The organism is Streptomyces sp. NBC_00102 (assembly GCF_026343115.1).
Classification (GTDB): domain Bacteria; phylum Actinomycetota; class Actinomycetes; order Streptomycetales; family Streptomycetaceae; genus Streptomyces.
In genome coordinates, this window is record NZ_JAPEMC010000001.1 from 3,097,392 (window position 1) to 3,114,613 (window position 17,222).

General features: G+C 74.0%; 13 protein-coding genes, 1 tRNA gene and 1 riboswitch. Of the genes, 8 read left to right on the top strand and 6 right to left on the bottom strand.

What is annotated here, in order from left to right; translation table 11 throughout:
* Nucleotides 1-136: 136 nt before the first annotated feature.
* Entirely contained in the window at nucleotides 137-2,281 is a 2,145-nt protein-coding gene (locus OHA55_RS13795; RefSeq protein WP_266706206.1) for an asparagine synthase-related protein, read from the bottom strand.
* Nucleotides 2,282-3,338: 1,057 nt separating this feature from the next.
* Between OHA55_RS13795 and OHA55_RS13800 the strand changes: the two genes are divergently transcribed.
* From OHA55_RS13800 to OHA55_RS13815, 4 genes are all read left to right on the top strand, one after another.
* Nucleotides 3,339-4,877 (top strand): sporulation protein, encoded by a 1,539-nt coding sequence (locus tag OHA55_RS13800; RefSeq protein ID WP_266706208.1) that lies wholly within the window; start codon nucleotides 3,339-3,341, stop codon nucleotides 4,875-4,877.
* 109 nt (nucleotides 4,878-4,986) lie between these two features.
* Nucleotides 4,987-6,372, top strand: a complete 1,386-nt coding sequence (locus tag OHA55_RS13805; protein ID WP_266706210.1) for an FAD-dependent oxidoreductase — start codon at nucleotides 4,987-4,989, stop codon at nucleotides 6,370-6,372.
* On the top strand, nucleotides 6,365-7,363 hold the full coding sequence (gene trmB, locus OHA55_RS13810) for a tRNA (guanosine(46)-N7)-methyltransferase TrmB (RefSeq protein ID WP_266706212.1): 999 nt from the start codon (nucleotides 6,365-6,367) through the stop codon (nucleotides 7,361-7,363). The genes OHA55_RS13805 and trmB overlap by 8 nt, the downstream gene beginning before the upstream one ends.
* 144 nt (nucleotides 7,364-7,507) lie before the next feature.
* Entirely contained in the window at nucleotides 7,508-9,124 is a 1,617-nt protein-coding gene (locus tag OHA55_RS13815) for a PrsW family intramembrane metalloprotease (protein ID WP_266706214.1), read from the top strand.
* Between the two features lie 9 nt (nucleotides 9,125-9,133).
* Here the strand turns inward: OHA55_RS13815 and OHA55_RS13820 are convergent, their stop codons facing one another.
* From OHA55_RS13820 to OHA55_RS13835, 4 genes are all read right to left on the bottom strand, one after another.
* Entirely contained in the window at nucleotides 9,134-10,081 is a 948-nt protein-coding gene (locus tag OHA55_RS13820; RefSeq protein WP_266706216.1) for an aldo/keto reductase, read from the bottom strand.
* 217 nt (nucleotides 10,082-10,298) lie between these two features.
* Entirely contained in the window at nucleotides 10,299-11,354 is a 1,056-nt protein-coding gene (locus OHA55_RS13825) for a M23 family metallopeptidase (RefSeq protein WP_266706218.1), read from the bottom strand.
* Between the two features lie 11 nt (nucleotides 11,355-11,365).
* Nucleotides 11,366-11,519: riboswitch (cyclic di-AMP (ydaO/yuaA leader) on the bottom strand.
* A 360-nt stretch (nucleotides 11,520-11,879) separates the two neighbouring features.
* The gene (locus OHA55_RS13830; protein ID WP_266706220.1) at nucleotides 11,880-13,037 is read right to left on the bottom strand and encodes a PP2C family protein-serine/threonine phosphatase; all 1,158 of its coding nucleotides are present in this window, start codon (nucleotides 13,035-13,037) and stop codon (nucleotides 11,880-11,882) included.
* Between the two features lie 469 nt (nucleotides 13,038-13,506).
* Nucleotides 13,507-13,580 (bottom strand) — tRNA-Met (locus tag OHA55_RS13835).
* A 476-nt stretch (nucleotides 13,581-14,056) separates the two neighbouring features.
* Here OHA55_RS13835 and OHA55_RS13840 point away from each other — a divergent pair.
* Complete coding sequence (locus OHA55_RS13840) at nucleotides 14,057-14,500, top strand: hypothetical protein (RefSeq protein ID WP_266706222.1); 444 nt, start codon at nucleotides 14,057-14,059, stop codon at nucleotides 14,498-14,500.
* A gap of 202 nt (nucleotides 14,501-14,702) precedes the next feature.
* On the opposite strand, the gene OHA55_RS13845 is transcribed toward OHA55_RS13840, so the two are convergent.
* Complete coding sequence (locus tag OHA55_RS13845) at nucleotides 14,703-15,464, bottom strand: GntR family transcriptional regulator (protein ID WP_266706224.1); 762 nt, start codon at nucleotides 15,462-15,464, stop codon at nucleotides 14,703-14,705.
* A 108-nt stretch (nucleotides 15,465-15,572) separates the two neighbouring features.
* Here OHA55_RS13845 and OHA55_RS13850 point away from each other — a divergent pair, with 108 nt between their 5' ends.
* From OHA55_RS13850 to OHA55_RS13860, 3 genes are all read left to right on the top strand, one after another.
* Nucleotides 15,573-15,986, top strand: a complete 414-nt coding sequence (locus tag OHA55_RS13850) for a hypothetical protein (protein ID WP_266706225.1) — start codon at nucleotides 15,573-15,575, stop codon at nucleotides 15,984-15,986.
* Nucleotides 15,983-16,180, top strand: a complete 198-nt coding sequence (locus tag OHA55_RS13855; protein WP_266706227.1) for a hypothetical protein — start codon at nucleotides 15,983-15,985, stop codon at nucleotides 16,178-16,180. Before OHA55_RS13850 ends, OHA55_RS13855 begins: the two co-directional genes overlap by 4 nt.
* Before the next feature lie 161 nt (nucleotides 16,181-16,341).
* Complete coding sequence (locus tag OHA55_RS13860) at nucleotides 16,342-17,184, top strand: hypothetical protein (RefSeq protein WP_266706229.1); 843 nt, start codon at nucleotides 16,342-16,344, stop codon at nucleotides 17,182-17,184.
* The last annotated feature ends 38 nt before the right edge of the window (nucleotides 17,185-17,222 follow it).

Consider the following 17,222-nt stretch of genomic DNA (forward strand, 5'->3'; position numbering starts at 1 on the left):
GCGCGGCATGCAGCGGTCCGGCGGGTAAGCCGCGCGGCGGGCTGCTGCCCGCCGGCAGCAGTCCCGCCGGCAGCAGTCCCGCGGGCAGCGGCCCGGCCGAGCGGCCTGCCCGCCACCCCCTGCGGGAACGGCGGCGTCACGCCTGCAGCGAGCGGCGGGCGGCCGGGAGGACGCCCCCGGCGACGGCCCGGCTGCGCGGTGCCGCGGTGCCGGTCCAGCAGGTGCCCCGGCGGCCCATCAGGCGGCGGAGCCAGAGTTCGGTGGAGGCCAGGTCCGCGAGCCCGTCGAGCGGCAGTGGTTCCCCGTCGGCCGCCGCGCGCAGCGCCTTGCGGACCACCCGCGCCTCGATGAGGCCGGCGTCGGCGAGCAGCGGCGCGTCGAACAGGTCGATCAACTCGGGCAGTGCCAGGCGGAGTCCGGTGCGGGTCGCCTGCGTCGACCGGGCGAGCGAGGGGGCGCCCCAGCCGGAGGGCAGTTCGTGGATGCCCGCGCCCGACAGGACCCGGCGCAGGATCGCCGCGCGCGCCCCCGGCTGGACCCGGAGCGACTCGGGCAGGGCGCGGGCCGCCCGTACGACCTGGTTGTCGAGGAATGGCGCGTGCAGCCGCTGGCTGCGGATGTCGGCGGCCTGCTCCAGGATGCGGTGGTCGGCGGCGGCCCGGGCGAGGGCGGCCCCCGCCCTGGCCTGGCCCGGGCGTTGCGCCGTGGCGGGGCGGATCGCCGCCTCCTGGAGCCGGACCGCCACCTGGGCGAGCGCCTCCCCGGTGAGCCAGCGCGCGGCGGGTCCGGGCCGGGACCAGGTGAGGGCGGCGAGCGAGGCGTCGGCGGCGGTGTTGTCGCCCACGGGGCCGTCGAGGCCGTCGGTGGGGTACCGGTTGGCCTCGGGCAGCAGCCCGGCAGCGGTCTCCAGGCCGGTGCGGTAGGAGGTCCGGGCCAGCCGTCGGGCGGCCCGGTAGACGGCGAGCGGGACGAACATCGAGTGCGCCAAGGCGCCTTCGGCGCGGGTGAGCGCCGCGACGGGTCTCAGCAGGTCGCGCCTGCGGCGGTCCATGAGGAGGTCGGCCAGCCGGGCCGGGTGGGCGTCGAGCACCTGCCGGGCGCCGTACCCGACCAGGTGGTCCGCGCTGCCGGCGGCGAGGCGGCGGCGGTGGCGTTCGGCGATGACGAGGGAGGGCGCCGGCTCGTCGGTGATCACCCCGTTCTCCACCGAGAGGTCCGCGTAGGGGAGTGCCTCCTCGCCCGCGGGGACCACCACGTGGTGGAGGCGCGGGTTGGCGGCGATGGCCCGGGCGCGGGCGAGCTCGTCCTCGTCGCCGCGGGTGGTGAGGTCGTTGAAGGTGACGGCGAGGAGCCGCTCCCCCGCGCCGGTGCCGTGGCCGAGGACCGTACCGGGGAGGCCGGGCAGACCGGCGGCGAGCAGGGCCAGGGTGGCGGAGGCGCTGCCGCCGGAGAGGTCGGCCCCGATCCCGGGGACGGGCCCCCGGCCACGGGCCGCGCGGCGGTCGGCGGGTCCCATGCCGGGTACGGGCCCGGGGTCCTGCGGCCCGGTCTCCGGGGCGTGGCGAGGTGCGGTGAGCCGGGCCCGTACGGCTTCGACGAGGGCGTCGCGTACGCCCTCCACCGCGTGCACGGGGTCGGCCTGCGGGGCGGCGACGGCGAGGGAGGCGACGGGTTCGTAGCCGGTGATCTCACGGGAGCCCTCGCGGAGGATGAGCGCGTGGCCGGGCGGGATGCGCTTCACACCGGCGTACGGGGTGCCGTCGCCCAGGGCCTCGGGGGTGTCCGGGCAGGCCAGCAGGGCGGCCAGGTGACCGATGTCGAGCTGGGCCTCGATCAGGTCGGCGAGCGGCAGTGCGGCGGTGGCGTACGCGGTGCCGCCGGCCCAGGGGGTGTGGAAGACGGGGCGTGCTCCGGCCAGGTCTCCGGCGACGGTGACGCGCCGTCCTGTCTGCACGACGACCGTGTAACTGCCCGGCCAGGCGGTGAGGTGGCGCAGGGCGCCGCCGCGCGCGGAGAGGAGTCCGACGCGGAGTTGTTCGTCGGTCGCCCCGCAGCAGCCGAGCACGGCGAGTCGGGTGGCGGGGGCGCCGACCGTGGTCGCGGCGTCGACGAGCCGGATCTCGTCGGGGCGCCAGTCGCCGACCGCCCAGAGCGGATCGGGCCCGCCCCACAGGAGTTGGGAGCCCACCGGCTGGACCGTGCGCCCCTCGCCGCCCGCGTCGGCCGCACCCACCGTGCCGAAGCTCGCGGCGACAGTGCTCCACCCCACCAACCAACGCATCGCCGCCTCCACAGGCTGTGGACTGACGGCGCACATGGTCCGTTGGAGCGCCGCTGCGGGACATGCTGCCACGACTGCGGCGGCCGGGAGGGGGTACGCGCGGCGCACGCCGGAAGAGCATGCGCCCCTGGCATGAGCCGGAAGGTACGCGCGGAGCCGTCGCACCCAACGGAACTGCACCTTCCGCTTGTTGGCGCCTTCCGGCCCCTCCGGCGCCCGGCGGTGTGCCCGCACCACCGTCGCGCCCCCGCACGGCCGCGCCGCGCCCTTCCGGCGGGGCCCTTCACGCCCCGCGCGCGGATCCGCCGCCGGGACGCCGGGGCGGCCCGAGCAGGTGCGAGCCGACGCACCATCAGATGTATTCAAGCCATCGAAGGAGCGCTCTCGCGGCGGTTTGCGGCGGATCAGCGATCGTCGATATTCAGCCATTCTTCATCGGTTCGGCGTCGGCGCACCGACGGCGTCCCTCCGAGTCCGTGCCCTCGCCCCGGCGCCGTACGGCCCGGTCCGGCGCGCGAGCCGGGCGCACGCCCCCGGGCGCTCCGCACGCGCACCACGCCCCGTCCGGCGCCCCGCAGGGTCCCGCCGGGCGCTCGGCCCGGGAGGTGGCGCGCACCTCCCGGGCCGGTCCGCCGCCCGCGGGGAATGGGGCGGCAGTGTCCCCCAGCCCGCCGAGTCCAGTGCGACGGGCCGACCCACGCAGACTCCATGGAAGCGCTTCGACTCCGGCCCGACGAGAGCGCACGGCCGGGCGCACGGCCACACGGCCGGGGCACGTCGGACATCTTTCGGCGCCCCCGCCGGCCCTCCGGACGATCCCGGCACGACGTCCGGCGCGGGCCACAATCCCGCCATCCGAACCCATGCCCCTTAACGGTAGGGATGCGGAGAACTACGCTGGGTTTACCGATGGTCTCAGCACGGCGGCATATTCCTCGGGGTTCGGCCACATGCGTGTGCGCCTGGCCACGAGCGCCCGCCAGGAGGAGAACACGGTACGAATGCCGCGCGCCGCCCCCGGTGACGCGGCGGCTGTCTGTGTGTCGAGGGGTGGCGCATGTCCAGGGAGCAACGCGGGCCGAACGAGAAGCTCGGCACGGTTCTCGCCCTCGCGGGAATCAGCAACGCCGGGCTCGCCCGGCGGGTCAACGACCTCGGAGCACAGCGCGGGCTGACACTTCGCTACGACAAGACCTCGGTGGCCCGTTGGGTCGCCAAGGGCATGGTGCCGCAGGGCGCGGCGCCGCATCTGATCGCCGCCGCGATCGGGGCCAAGCTGGGCCGGCCGGTCCCGCTGCACGAGATCGGTCTCGCCGACGCCGACCCGGCGCCCGAGGTCGGTCTCGCCTTCCCGCGCGACGTGGCGGAGGCGGTGCGCTCGGCCACGGAGCTGTACCGCCTGGACCTCGCGGGCCGCCGTGGAGGCAACGGCATCTGGCAGTCGCTGGCGGGATCGTTCTCGGTCAGCGCCTACGCCACGCCCGCCTCGCGCTGGCTGATAACCCCTGCCGACCCCTCGGTCGCCCGGGACTCCGCGGCCGCGCGGACCGCGCTTCTCGGCCCGGGGGAGGGACGCCCGGTGCCCGCGGGTCCGGCGCGGAACGGTCTCGTGCTGCCCGCCGGTCACGGCACGGTCCCCGTGCAGCCCGGGCCCGATTCGGTGGCCGACGCCTCGCCGCTCAGGGTCGGGCACAGCGATGTCGCCAAACTCCGCGAGGCCGCCCAGGACGCGCGCCGCTGGGACTCCAAGTACGGCGGCGGGGACTGGCGTTCCTCGATGGTCCCGGAGTGCTTACGCGTGGACGCCGCGCCCCTGCTGCTCGGTTCGTACAGCGACGAGGTGGGCCGCGCGCTGTTCGGCGCCTCGGCCGAACTGACCCGGCTGGCCGGGTGGATGGCCTTCGACACCGGTCAGCAGGAGGCCGCCCAGCGCTACTACATCCAGGCACTGCGGCTCGCCCGCGCCGCCGCCGACGTCCCGCTCGGCGGGTACGTCCTGGCCTCGATGTCGCTCCAGGCGACCTACCGGGGCTTCGCCGACGAGGGGGTCGACCTCGCGCAGGCGGCGGTCGAGCGGAACCGGGGCCTCGCGACGGCCCGGACGATGAGTTTCTTCCGTCTGGTGGAGGCGCGCGCACACGCGAAGGCCGGCGACGCCCCGGCGGCCGGGGCCGCGCTGCGGGGTGCCGAGAGCTGGCTGGAGCGGTCGCGGCCGGGGGACTCCGATCCCTCGTGGCTCGGCTTCTACTCGTACGACCGGTTCGCCGCCGACGCCGCGGAGTGCTACCGCGACCTCAAGGCGCCCCGCCAGGTGCGCCGGTTCACCGAGCTCGCGCTGTCGAAGCCGACGGAGGAGTTCGTCCGCTCGCACGGTCTGCGGCTGGTCGTCTCCGCGGTGGCCGAGCTGGAGTCGGGCAACCTCGACGCCGCCTGCGCCGCCGGTACCCGCGCGGTGGAGGTCGCGGGGCGGATCTCCTCCGCCCGGACCACCGAGTACGTCCGCGATCTGCTGCACCGCCTCGAACCGTACGGCGACGAGCCGCGCGTCGCCGAGCTGCGCGAGCGGGCCCGGCCGCTGCTGGTGGCTCCGGCCTGACGGCCCCGTCGCGGCCCGCCCGCCGGAACTCGCGCCACGTCCCCGCCCCGTCCGGGGTTTGATCCGGTTGTCAGCGGGTCAGTGCACTATCGGGGTGGGAGGTGGCGTGATGAGGACGCACGCGGACTACGACTGCGACGTGCTGGTGATCGGCGGCGGGATCGTCGGTCTGTCGACGGCGTACGCGCTCACGCGCGCGGCGCCGGGCACCCGGGTCACGGTCCTGGAGGAGGCGCACAACCCCGCCGGCCTCCTCGCGGGACCGGCCGGCGGGCTGATCCACAGCGGTGTCCACCACCGCCGGAGCTCCCTCACCGCCCGGTTCGCCGCACGCGGCGGCGGCGAGATGACCGACTTCTGCGCACGCCACGGCATCGCCCACACCGTCGCGGGCAAGCTGATCGTGGCGACGGACCGCTCCGAACTCCCCCGGCTGCACGCCCTGGCACAGCGCGGCCGGGAGCACGGCCTGCCGGTCCGCGAGCTGGGCCCGGCGCAGATCGCGGAGTACGAACCCCGAGTGCGCGGGCAGGCCGCGATCAGGGTCTCCACCACCGGGGTGTGCGACGCGGCCGGGGTCCTCGCGGCGCTCGCGCGCGAGGTCGCCGCCGCAGGCTCGGTCGTACGGTGCGCGGCGCGGGTGACCGCCGTGGACCGGCGGCCCTGGGGCGTCGCGGCGCGTACGGCGGACGGGACGGTGGTCCGCGCCCGGGCCCTGGTCAACGCCGCGGGCCCGCAGAGCGACCGGGTGGCGCGGCTCGCGGGCGACGAGCCCGGGGTACGCGTCGTACCCGTCCGGGACACGTACTACGAGCTGTGCGGGGCGGAGCTGGTGCGCGGGGTGGTGCACCCGGTGCCGGCCGCCGGGCACCCGTTCCTCGGGGCGCAGCTGATCCGGGGCCTGGTCCGGTCCGTCGACGGCACGGTCCACGTGGGGCCGGTCGGCGCGGCGGCATCCGGGCGGGCCGCACCGCCGGTCCACCCCGGCGGTCTGCTCTCCGCGCTGACCCGGCCCGCCTCCTGGCGGACCGCGCGCCGGACCGAGGGGTACGTACGGGACCGGGCGCGCCTCGTCGGGGCGGCGGCGGCCCTGCCGCCGGTCCCGGCCGGGGCGTACGGGCGGGCCGCGCCGGACGGGCGGGCCGGGCGCCCTGAGCGGGCCGGGCGGACGGCGGCGACGGGGCAGGCGACGGACCGGGCGACGGCGGCGACGGTCGCGGCCGCCCTCCGGCGGCTGCTGCCCGACGTGACCGAGCACGATCTGCGCCCGGCGCACTCCGGTGTGCGGGCCCAGGCGGTGCACGACGACGGCACACCGGCCGACGATTTCCTGATCCGTGAGGCCCCGCACACCGTGCACGTGCTGCACACCCCCGCCGACGCCGCGCTCGCCACGGCACTGCCGGTGGGCCGGGAGATCGCCCGGCGGGTGCTGGCCCTGGCGCAGGGGGCGGGGTGGAGGCCGCCCGCCGTAGAATCGGGGCATTGTGTCTGAGCAGCCCCTGAACCCCAGCACGGAGCCCGGCGCGCACGCCGGGACCGCCGAGGCCCCCGCCAAGAACGCCGCCGCGAGCGACAGCGCCCCGGACGCGCCCGCACCCGCGCGGGAAGCGGACGCCGTGGACGCGGAAGCCGCCGACGCGGAGGCCACGGCCCCGGACGCCGCCGACGCGGAGGCCACGGCCCCGGACGCCGCCGACGCGGAAGCCGCCGACGCCGCAGCGCGCCGGGCCGCCTCCTTCGACAGGCAGCGCCGGTTGCGCCAGGAGCCGCGGTTCCCGGGCGGTCCCGCCGCGGATCCGGCCGGCTCGCACCACGAGCGCCGCATCCGCAGTTTCCAGCCGCGCCGCAGCCGGGTCACCATCGGCCAGCAGGACGCGCTCGAACGTCTCTGGCCGCAGTGGGGCTTCGACATCGACGGCCTGCGCGTGCTCGACCTCGACCAGATGTTCGGCGGGCTGCCGGTCGTGCTCGAGATCGGTTTCGGCATGGGCGAGGCCACCGCGCAGATGGCGGCGGACGACCCGGCCACCGGCATCCTCGCCGTCGACGTGCACACCCCGGGCCAGGGCAATCTGCTCCGCCTCGCCGACCAGGCGGGCTCGGCCAACGTGCGGGTCGCCAACGGCGACGCGATCATCCTGCTCCGCGAGATGCTGAAGCCGGAGTCCCTGGACGGGCTGCGGGTGTACTTCCCCGACCCCTGGCCGAAGAGCCGCCACCACAAGCGCCGGCTGATCCAGCCGGACTTCCTGGACCTGGTGTCGGGCCGCATGAAGCCGGGTGCGGTGATCCACTGCGCGACCGACTGGGAGCCGTACGCGGAGCAGATGCTGGAGGTGCTCACCGCGCACCCCCGGTTCGAGAACACGCAGGCGGACGGCGGTTACGCCCCGCGCCCCGCGTTCCGGCCGCTGACCCGCTTCGAGGGCCAGGGCCTGGACAAGGGGCACGTCGTCCACGACCTGCTCTTCACCAGGATCTGAGACCGGGGCCGCCCGAGGGCGCGCCCGCCGCACCACCACACCCCGACGGCCCCGGCCCGGCATGCCCTCGACGGCCCGGGGCGCGCACGCATCGGCCCGGGAACCGCCTGGTCAGTTGTCGGTCCCCCTCGTTAGGGTCGGAGCATGTCCGCCGGGCCCGAGCAGAACCCGCATCCCCAGCCCGCCGTCCCCGTGCTCGAGGAGCAGCGGCTCGGCGAGATCCTGGGCGCCGTTCCGGAACGCGCCCACTGGCGCTACCGCCCGCGCCGGGTGGGGCTGTTGTGGCGCAGCAAGGCGTTCCGCGCGGGTGCGGTGATCGTCACGCTGGCCATCTGCGGGCTGCTCATCCTGGCGCTCGTGCGCGAGGAGACCGGCACCGAGGGGTTCCTCGTCGGTCTCGGGCTCGCGGTGCTGCCGGTGCCGCTCCTGATGACCGCGTTCCGCTGGCTGGACCGGGTCGAACCGGCGCCCTGGCGAAATCTGCTGTTCGCCTTCGCCTGGGGTTCGTGCGCGGCCGCGCTGGTCGCGATCGTCGCGAACTCCTTCGCGACGTACTGGATCGCGAACCTCTCGGCGGACCCCGCCGGCGCCGACACCCTGGGGGCCACGGTCGTCGCGCCGATAGTCGAGGAGAGCGCCAAGGGCGCCGCCGTGCTGATGCTCTTCCTTTTCCGCAGGCGGGAGTTCAACGGGGTCGTCGACGGGATCGTGGCGGCGGGCTTCACCGCGACCGGCTTCGCGTTCAGCGAGAACATCCTCTATCTCGGCAGTGCCTTCGGCGAGGACCGGCAGTTGGGCACGGTGGGAATCGCTTCCCTGACGGTCGGCACCTTCTTCGTGCGGATCGTCCTGTCGCCCTTCGCGCACCCGGTGTTCACCACGCTCACGGGCATCGGGTTCGGTCTCGCCGCGGCCGGCCGGGGGCGTGGCCGACGGCGGGTCCGGCGGATCGCGCTTCCGCTGCTGGGGCTGCTCCTCGCGATGGGCATGCACGCCCTGTGGAACGGTTCGGCGACCTTCGGCCCGTACGGCTTCTATCTGGTCTACGGCGTCGCGATGATGCCCGTCTTCGGGCTGCTGATCTGGCTGGCGATCTGGTCGCGCGGACGGGAACTGCGGACGCTGGCAGCCGAGTTCCCGGCGTACGCGATGGCCGGCTGGCTCACCCCCGCCGAACCGCTCGCGCTCGGCTCGATGCGCGCCCGGGGCATGGCCCGGGACCTGGCGCGGCACTGGCACGGCGCGTCGGACCGGGCCAGGGGCCGGGCGGCGGCCCGGGCCGTCGCGGAGTACGAGTCGTTCGCGACCTCGCTGGCGGCGCTGCGCCGGGATGCCCGGCGTGGCACGGTGGGCGGCGACTTCGCGGCGCGCGAGCAGGAGTTGCTGCACCACCTCTGGGAGCGCAGGGCCGTCGCTGCGCCCGCGTTGAGCCACGCCGCCCGCAGCGTGTTCCGCCCGGTCGTCCGCCGCCCGGCGCCCTACCCGTACGCCCCCGGGCCCCACCCGCACGCGGCGCACGGCGCCCACGCCCGGGGCTGGCCGCCCCCGCGGGGATACCCCCGCCAGGCCTGGCCCGGGGGGCAGGGCGCACAGGGCGGCCCGGCACCGGCCCCGTACGGCACCGGTCCGGCGACCCCGTACGGAGACGCGTGGCAGGCGCCGTACGGCACCGGGCAGCAGGCCCCCGCACCCCGGCCGCAACAGCCGCCTCCGCACCAGCAGTACGACGGACACAACCCGTATCTGCACCCGCCGGGGTGACGCCGCCGCTCAGGCGGAGGCCGCGGTGAGCCGGTCCAGCTCCTCGTCGGTCAGGGTCAGGTCGGCGACCGCGAGCAGCGCGGGGAGCTGTTCCGGCGTACGGGCCGAGGCGATCGGCGCCGCGACCGTGGGGCGGGACGCGAGCCAGGCCAGGGCGACGGTGGCGATCTCGGCCTCCCGCTCCCGCGCGACGGCGTCGAGCGCGACGAGCACCTTCTGGCCCCGCTCGGACTCCAGGTGCGCGCCGGCCGTGTCGGCACGGCGGCTCTCCACCCGCGTACCGGGCCGGTACTTGCCGGTGAGGAAGCCCGCGGCCAGCGCGTAGTACGGGACCGCGCTCAGCCCGGCCTCCGCGACGAGGTCCTGCGCGGGGCCCTCGTAGGTGTCGCGGGAGACCAGGTTGTAGTGCGGCTGGAGGGCGACGTACCGGGCCAGCCCCTCGCGCTCGGAGAATTCGAGCGAGGCGCGCAGCCGTTCGGGGCGGATGTTGGAGGCGCCGATCTCGCGGATCTTGCCCTCCTTCACCAGCTGGTCGAGGGCGGTGACGATCTCCTCCACCGGGACGGTCTCGTCGTCGAAGTGCGTGTAGTAGAGGTCGATGTAGTCGGTGTCGAGCCGCCGCAGGGACTCCTCCACCGCGCCCTTGACGTTCCCGGCGGCAAGCCCCCGGTACTCGGGGTGGGCGCCGACCTTGGTGGCGACGACGACGTCCGCACGGTTGCCGCGGGACATGAGCCACTTGCCGATCAGCGTCTCCGACTCGCCGCCCCGGTTGCCCGGTACCCAGGCCGAGTACGAGTCGGCGGTGTCGACGAAGTTGCCGCCCGCGGCGGCGTAGGCGTCGAGCACCGCGAAGGACTGCGCCTCGTCGGCGGTCCAGCCGAAGACGTTGCCGCCGAGGGCGAGCGGGAAGACATCGAGGGCGGACGATCCGAGCGTGCGAAGAGAAGAGTTCATGGGGGAACAACGAAACGAACCGGAGACCGTATTCCGTTATTCCGTCACTCCGGTCTTCCGGTCTTCCGGCACGCCGCTCACGAGTACCCCGCGAGCAGGCCGGCAGCCCTGACGTCGGGGGGAGAGCGTCAGGGCTGCCGGGGTCGGGGAGCTGCCGGGGCGGTGTACGGGGACCTCGTGGGCCCCCGCACGGCGTGCCCGGGTGCTGGTGCTGCTGTCAGACGGTGAGGCCCTTGTCGGTCAGCCAGGTCATCGGGTCGATGCCGGTGCCGTCCGCGGTGTGGACTTCGAGGTGGAGGTGCGGGCCGGTGACGTTGCCGGTGGCACCGACGCGGCCGATGGTGTCGCCCGTGTCGACGTGCTGGCCGGCGACCACGTCCATGGAGGACTGGTGGCAGTACCAGATCTCCGTACCGTCGTCGAGCACCAGGACCGTGCGGTACCCGTACGAACCGGACCAGCCGGCCGACTTGACCGTTCCGCCGTGCACGGCCTTGACCGGGGTGCCGGTCGGGGCGGCGAAGTCGAGACCGGTGTGGTGCCCGGAGGCCCACATGGTGCCGGCCTCGCCGAAGGTGGAGGTGATCGTGTACGCGGAGGTGGGGAGCGAGTACGCGGCGGCGAGCTTGGCGAGCCTCTCGGCCTCGGCCTTCTCCGCCGCGGCCTCCTCGGCCGCCTTCTTCTCCGCCGCCGCCTTCGCCGCGGCCGTTTCCTGCTGCTTCTGCGCCTCGGCCGCCGCCTTGGCCGCGGCCGCGGACTCCTGCGCGGCCTTCGCCTCGGCGTCGGCGGCGGACTGCTGCTGCTCGGCCTGCTGGAGGATGCGGGCGCGCAGCGCCTCACCCGCGTCGGTGGTGCCCTTCTCCGTCTCCGCGGTCGTCAGACCGGCCGAGGTGAACGGCGCGGCCGCGGCGACCGGTGCGGGGGTGTCGTCGGACTCCACCGCGGTGATCAGGGCGCCCAGCCCGGGAACGGACTTGGCGTCGGGAAGGTTGTCCGTGAGCGAATCGGGAAGGGAAATGGAGACCGGCGGCTTGCTCTGCGCGGTGGCCATGCCGCCCGCACCGACGGCCGCGATGACGCCGACACCGAGGACGGTGGAACTACGCGCGAGACCGCGCTGTTTGGCCACGCGGTGCCGGCCGCGCACGGGGCGGAGGGAATCCTCGGTGGGGTTCCATTCCTCCCAGGACGTGTCGGCGTCACCGGGGGATCCGAAACCCTCACGGGTGGCAAACGGTGAAGGGGCTCCGGGGGCAGGCTGGTTGGACGCCACGTGGGCGCACTCCTTTCCTTCCTTCTCGCCTACCGGGTTAGCTGACGGGTTCGGAGCAGGAAGGTCTCCTACGGGCGCCTGGCGTCTCTCCCGAGACGCAGGTGTCCGATTCACCCCAAGAAGGTGGTTCCCCGGTTCCCTTGCGGAATTCGGCGCTCGCGCACGGCGCCGTCTCCGACGACGGCTGGGACGACCGCGCTGCGTTATCGAACGTTAATAGACAGACGGCTCCGATTCCAAGCTGTTCCCCTTGATCATTCCCACTTCGGGCCGGAATTTACCGGGGCTTTTCGGCACTTATCAGGGCGACTTGCGGGCGGGTGCCTCACTCCGGCTTTTCTGATGGTGTGTCATATGTTATCGAGCGGCACCGCGCCGCTACGGACCGTCGCCCCGACATCGCCGCACTGTCGCCGTACCGGGGTGCGGTTCTCGCGGGCCGCCCGAAGGGGCATCACGAAGGGGCATCAGGAAGGGGCATCACGAAGGCGCCGCGGGAACGCCCCCGGGCCGGCCGGAACCGCGTCAGCCTCCCCCGCGGCCCACGATCGGCACGGTGGTCCGGCGTTCCGGCTGGTCCTCCGCCGGCCGGGCGACCGCGAGCAGCGCCAGATCGTCGGTCGAACGGCCACCGGTGTGCAGCCGGACGTCGTCGGTGAGCGCCGTGAGCAGCTCGTCGGGACCGGGGAAGATCCGGCCGCGCAGCCGCTCCGCCGGGTCGTAGAACACACCCGCGGAGTCGCGCGCCTCGGAGAGCCCGTCCGTATAGGTCAACAGGGTCGCGCCCGGCGGGAGAACCCACTCGTCCGCCCGGTCCGGCCAGGTACCCAGCGCCATGCCGAGCGGCAGCGCGGGCGTACTGGGCCGCAGCACGTCCAGCGCCCCTCCGGCATGCAGCAGCAGGGGTTCCGGGTGGCCCCTGTTGACGATCCGCACCGTCTCGGAGCCCTGCGGGATCTCGGCGAGCACCGCGGTGACGAACCCCTCCACCGGGTCCAGTCCCCCGCGCCGTGCCGCATCCCTGAGCAACGCCCGCTCCAGCCGCTGCGCCACGCCCTCCAGTGACTCCTCCTGCTCGGCGGCCTCCCGGAACGCGCCGATGATCACCGCCACCGCCTCGACCGCGTCGAGCCCCTTCCCGCGTACGTCACCGAGTACGAGGCGCACGCCGTACGGGGTGTCCGCGACGGCGAACAGGTCGCCGCCGACGTACTCGTCCGCCTGCGCCGCCTCGTACCGTGCGGCGACATGGAGTCCGCCCACCCGGTCGGCCGGGACGGGGAGCACCGCGCGCATCGCGGTCTCCGCGATGATCCGGGCGGAGGCGAGCTGCTCGTTGCCGCGCCGTACGACTCCGTTGATGACGAGTGCCAGTACGGCTGTGGTGGCCACGGTGAGCGTCTCGATGATCGGCACGATCTGCCCGATGGTGCCCACGTACACCCGCATCGCGATGACCGCGGCCAGCGAGGCGACGCCGATCCGGACGGTGCCGGCCCGGGAGGCGAAGGGCGCGGCGATCAGGGGAGCGGCGACGAACAGGGGCACCGCCGTGAAGCGGGGCGGTGACGCGATGTCGAAGACGAGCCCGCCGAGAATGAGCAGGGCAGGCAGAACCCGCACGAATCGCCGGGCACTCGCTCCCCCGGACGTCCAGCCGTCCCCGTACAGCCGTTTCCCCACCTCTGCGCTTCTCCTGCCCTGTCCCGCCACGGCTGCGGAACCTACCGCTCCCCGCCCGGGCCTGCCCGAGCCGCGCCGCGCGGCGACTCCCCGTCGTCCATAGGGGGGAGCGCACGACTCCCCTTCGAGCGCCCCCCATCGCCGGCGTACGCCGGGCGTTCCGGCCCGGCGGAGCGGGGGTTCCGCACCGTTCGCGCGGTCGCTCCGGGTACCGGACGCCCGTCAACGCGTTCGACCGGACGAAACCGACCGTGCAGACGTGCGAGGTGTTTCCTGGATGGACCAGTTCATGCCCATTACGGCAGATCTTTACTCCGCCGGATCGGATGTGCGGACCGGCGTCCGGGCCGGCCGGTGAACCAGCCGTTGGACCGGGCTCGCGGACAGGGCGGCCGACACGTACGCGCGTACGAACACACGGAAACGACTCGGGCCCGGCACGCTGTGCGTGCCGGGCCCGGGCCTTCAGTAGCGGGGACAGGATTTGAACCTGCGACCTCTGGGTTATGAGCCCAGCGAGCTACCGAGCTGCTCCACCCCGCGTCGGTAAACACAACTCTACGGCATCCTGAGCGCGCTGGTGACCACCCGGTCGCACGCCCCCCGGGGACCAAGCCCGAACCGCCGGCACCGGCCCGCCCTCCCGGCATCGGCCCGCACCGCGGGATTCCCCGAAAGGGACCGGGCAGACGGCGTACGAAGGACTCGGCGGAGACGGCCGAAAGCCGACAACGATGCGCGCTCCGGGCCGATTTCATCCACGACCGACGCTTGAAGCCGCCACCTCGGTTTCACAGCAGCACAGTTGGCATTAATTCCGCGCACTCCATGCCTCAATGGTCTTTATGCATGAGGCAGTTGCCACGCGTGCTCTTCTGGCCAAGGATATGGATGCATCCCCCAGAACCGGCGGGCTGCCCGTGAGGACACGTGCCCCCGAGGCGGCGGAATTCGGCCTGCCCCGGCGACGGCCACGCGCTCGCGGTCCCGCAACGCAGCCTGCCACTGGAGGATTCACCATGACCACGCCCCTCACTTCCGCCCCTTCAGCCCCTGCGGACACCTCCCTGGGCACCCGCGTGCGCACCTCGGCGGCGAGCGCGATCATCGGCGGCCTCGCCGGGGCGGTCATGAGCGCGGTGGTGGTCTACTTCATCATCGGGATGCCGGACGGCGAGGGCACCAATGCTCTGAACAACGCGATATCCGGCCTGATCAGCGGCTTCCTGGCCGGCTTCATCGGCCTGATGATCCACCAGAGCAAGGCCGCCGCGACGGCCCGCGCGGCAGCGGCCGCGACCACCGTCACCGCCGCGCCCGCCGAGCCGGCGAGACCGGCGGCCGCCGAGGCCGAGGCACCCGCCGAAGCCGGAGCGGCCACCACCAGCGAGGCGACCACGGCGGAGGCGACCGACGAAGAGACGGCCGAGGCAGTCGAGGCGAAGGCCCCGACCGGCGTCTGAGCCGCACGGCGGCCCAAGGGCCCGCCCGGGCCCGTACGCACGAAACCGCCCCCGTCCGGCCGGAAGGCCCTGCGGGGGCGGCGTCACGTCCGGCCCGGCGCCACATCCAGGCGGACGCCACAACCACCTGGGCGCCACATCCAGGCGGACGCCACAACCACCCGGGCGTCGCATCCAGGCGGACGTCACGCCCACCCGGGCGTCACTCGTGCCGTTCGACGGAGATCTCGTACGCGATCTCCCACCGCACGTCCGGCACCACGATGTCCGAGGTCTCGACCGGTCGGCCGTCGGTGTCGTAGAAGGTGCGTTCCAGCTCGGTGATCAGGCCGCCGATGCTGATACCGAGAAGGTTCGCCTGCTCCTGGTCGGCGCGGGCCGGGCGCGGGATCTCGACGGCGCGCACGATGTCGACGCCGATCGACCGCATCCGTTCGACCACGCCGATCCCCGCGTGCGGGCCCATCTCGGGGAGTACGACCGGGGTGTGCCCGGTGATCGCCATCGGCTCCCAGCTCCTGGAGAGCTGGACGGGCAGCCCGTCGACGAGGAACTCGTAGTCGGTGACGACGCAGAAGTCGCCCGGCTCGATGGCCAGCCGTTCCGCGATGCGCTCGGGCGCCGGAGTCCGCGCGGCCGAGCGCGACTCCCATTTCCCCTCGTGTTCCTGGTAGTTGAGGGCGGTGCGGTAGTACGAGGCGGTGCGGCCCTCGGGGCGCCTGGTACGGATCATGCGCCGGCGCTCACGCGGCCTGCGGACGTAAGTGCCGGAACCCGCACGGCCTTCGAGGATGCCCTCGATGGTGAGCCGCTCCATGGCACGCTGCGCGACCGAGGCGCCGACCCCGTACTCCTCGGCGATCCGGGCGCGGCTGGGCAGTTTGTCGCCCACGGCCCACTCGCCCGCCCGAATACGGTCGCGGAGAGCGTCGGCCACCTGAAGGTAAGGGGTGTCGCGAGGCATATGCACAGCTCCCAGCAGTGGAAGTCGGACATTGACAAAGCTAACCCATCAGGTTGAAGCTGAATATTCAGCATTACGAAACGTGATGCAATCCTCCAGGGGAGAGCCATGCCCTCCGTGCCGCCGCGCGTCGCCGCCCTCGCGGGCATGCTCGCCGCCGCGACCGGCACCGAGCCACTGGTCCTCGAAACACCCGGCGCTTTCCGGGTGTTGGCGTCTCTCCCCTCGCCTCTGAGCAACGCCATCCACAGCACCATCCTCATGACGCTGGCGCACGGCGACCGCTTCGGCCACGACATGGGTGCCGACGGCATCGCACGGGTCTGGGCCGAGATCGACCACGTCACCCCGAGACGAAGGAACACCGACATGGCAGACCCGGCCGCCGGCACGGCCCCCGGAGACGCGGAGTACCGCACCCTGATCGCCCACACCGCGGAATGCGCGGCCTGCCGTTCGGACCGGGCCGAGTGCGAAATCGCGGAACGGCTCAGCCGCGCATGGCGGGCGGCCCGCCAGTGATCCCCCTCATCTGCGTCGACTGCGACCGGACCATCACCGGCCCGGCCGTGATCACGGCGGAGGGCCACTCGGCCTCGGGCGCCCGCCCCGACGCCTACGCCCACCCGTCGGACTCCCCGGACTGCCGGCCCCCGGCGCGCAGCCGCGGCCACCGCATCAGGAAGGCGCTCGCGGAGAGCCAGGTCCAGCGCTGAGCACGGGACGGATCCCCCACGGAAGGCCGGATCCGGCCCCATCCCCCCACGGGCCGAACCCCGTTCACCCACAGCGCACACACAGGTACACAGGCTGGCCGGAGCGGTAGGCGTGCCGCATTCGGTCGCACACCACCGCTCCCAGCCAACAGGAGTCAGCCTTGCTTCGCCGCACTCTTCTCCTCACGTTCGCCTGCACCGCTCTGCTCGCGGGGGGTTGCAGCACGTCCGCCCCGGCAGACGGGACGAGCGCGGACGGGACGAGCGCAGATGGGACGAGCCCGGCGGAGAGCCGGTCGCCCTCGCCGAGCCCGAGCGCCGACCCGACACGGACCGTCCTGGCCGCCGTCGAGTCGACCGGCCGTACGACGGCACGCACCACGCACCGCACGGAGACGGGCGCGGGCGAGGGCACGACGTACCTCATCTCCGGGGGTGGCGCGTACGACTTCACCCGCCACCGGGGCACCACGACGGTCAGCGTGGCGTCAGCGGCCCGGTTCGAAGAGGTCTTCACCGACGGGAAGCTCTACATGCGGGGCACGGCAGGGGCCGAGACGATGGAGTGGACGGCCATCGACCGGCCCGGCATCGAGGCCCAGCACGTGTTGAGGGCCCCCGCGAACGACCCGGAGTACACGCTGGAGCAGGCCGCCATGGCCACCGACTTCACCAGAACGGGCCCGGAGCGGGTGGGCTCCGTCCAGGCCACCCACTACCGCGACCAACTCCCCTATGAGGCCATCACGTTGAAGCTGGCGAAGAAGCCGCTGGAGACCGTGGGGAAGCTGCGCGAGATGATGGGCGGCGAGATCTTCGTACCCGTCGACGTATGGGTGGACGGGCAGGGGCGGGCGGTCCGGATACGGATGACCCTGCAGATGGGGACCGCCGGGTCGTCCGTCAGCACATTGACCTTCACCGATCTGGGACGTCCCGTCGAGGTCACGGTCCCGCACGCCGAAGTGGAAGTCGGGAGCGACGAGATGGGCATGCTCGCCTGACCGCTGGGCGCCCGGCCGGCCCAAGAGCGGTGGCGCGG

Bases quoted from the DNA above. Each gene is read 5' to 3' on its own strand.
- OHA55_RS13795 (WP_266706206.1), bottom strand. From the start codon at position 2,281: ATGCGTTGGTTGGTGGGGTGGAGCACTGTCGCCGCGAGCTTCGGCACG.
- OHA55_RS13800 (WP_266706208.1), top strand. From the start codon at position 3,339: ATGTCCAGGGAGCAACGCGGGCCGAACGAGAAGCTCGGCACGGTTCTC.
- OHA55_RS13805 (WP_266706210.1), top strand. From the start codon at position 4,987: ATGAGGACGCACGCGGACTACGACTGCGACGTGCTGGTGATCGGCGGC.
- OHA55_RS13815 (WP_266706214.1), top strand. From the start codon at position 7,508: ATGTCCGCCGGGCCCGAGCAGAACCCGCATCCCCAGCCCGCCGTCCCC.
- OHA55_RS13820 (WP_266706216.1), bottom strand. From the start codon at position 10,081: ATGAACTCTTCTCTTCGCACGCTCGGATCGTCCGCCCTCGATGTCTTC.
- OHA55_RS13840 (WP_266706222.1), top strand. From the start codon at position 14,057: ATGACCACGCCCCTCACTTCCGCCCCTTCAGCCCCTGCGGACACCTCC.
- OHA55_RS13845 (WP_266706224.1), bottom strand. From the start codon at position 15,464: ATGCCTCGCGACACCCCTTACCTTCAGGTGGCCGACGCTCTCCGCGAC.
- OHA55_RS13850 (WP_266706225.1), top strand. From the start codon at position 15,573: ATGCCCTCCGTGCCGCCGCGCGTCGCCGCCCTCGCGGGCATGCTCGCC.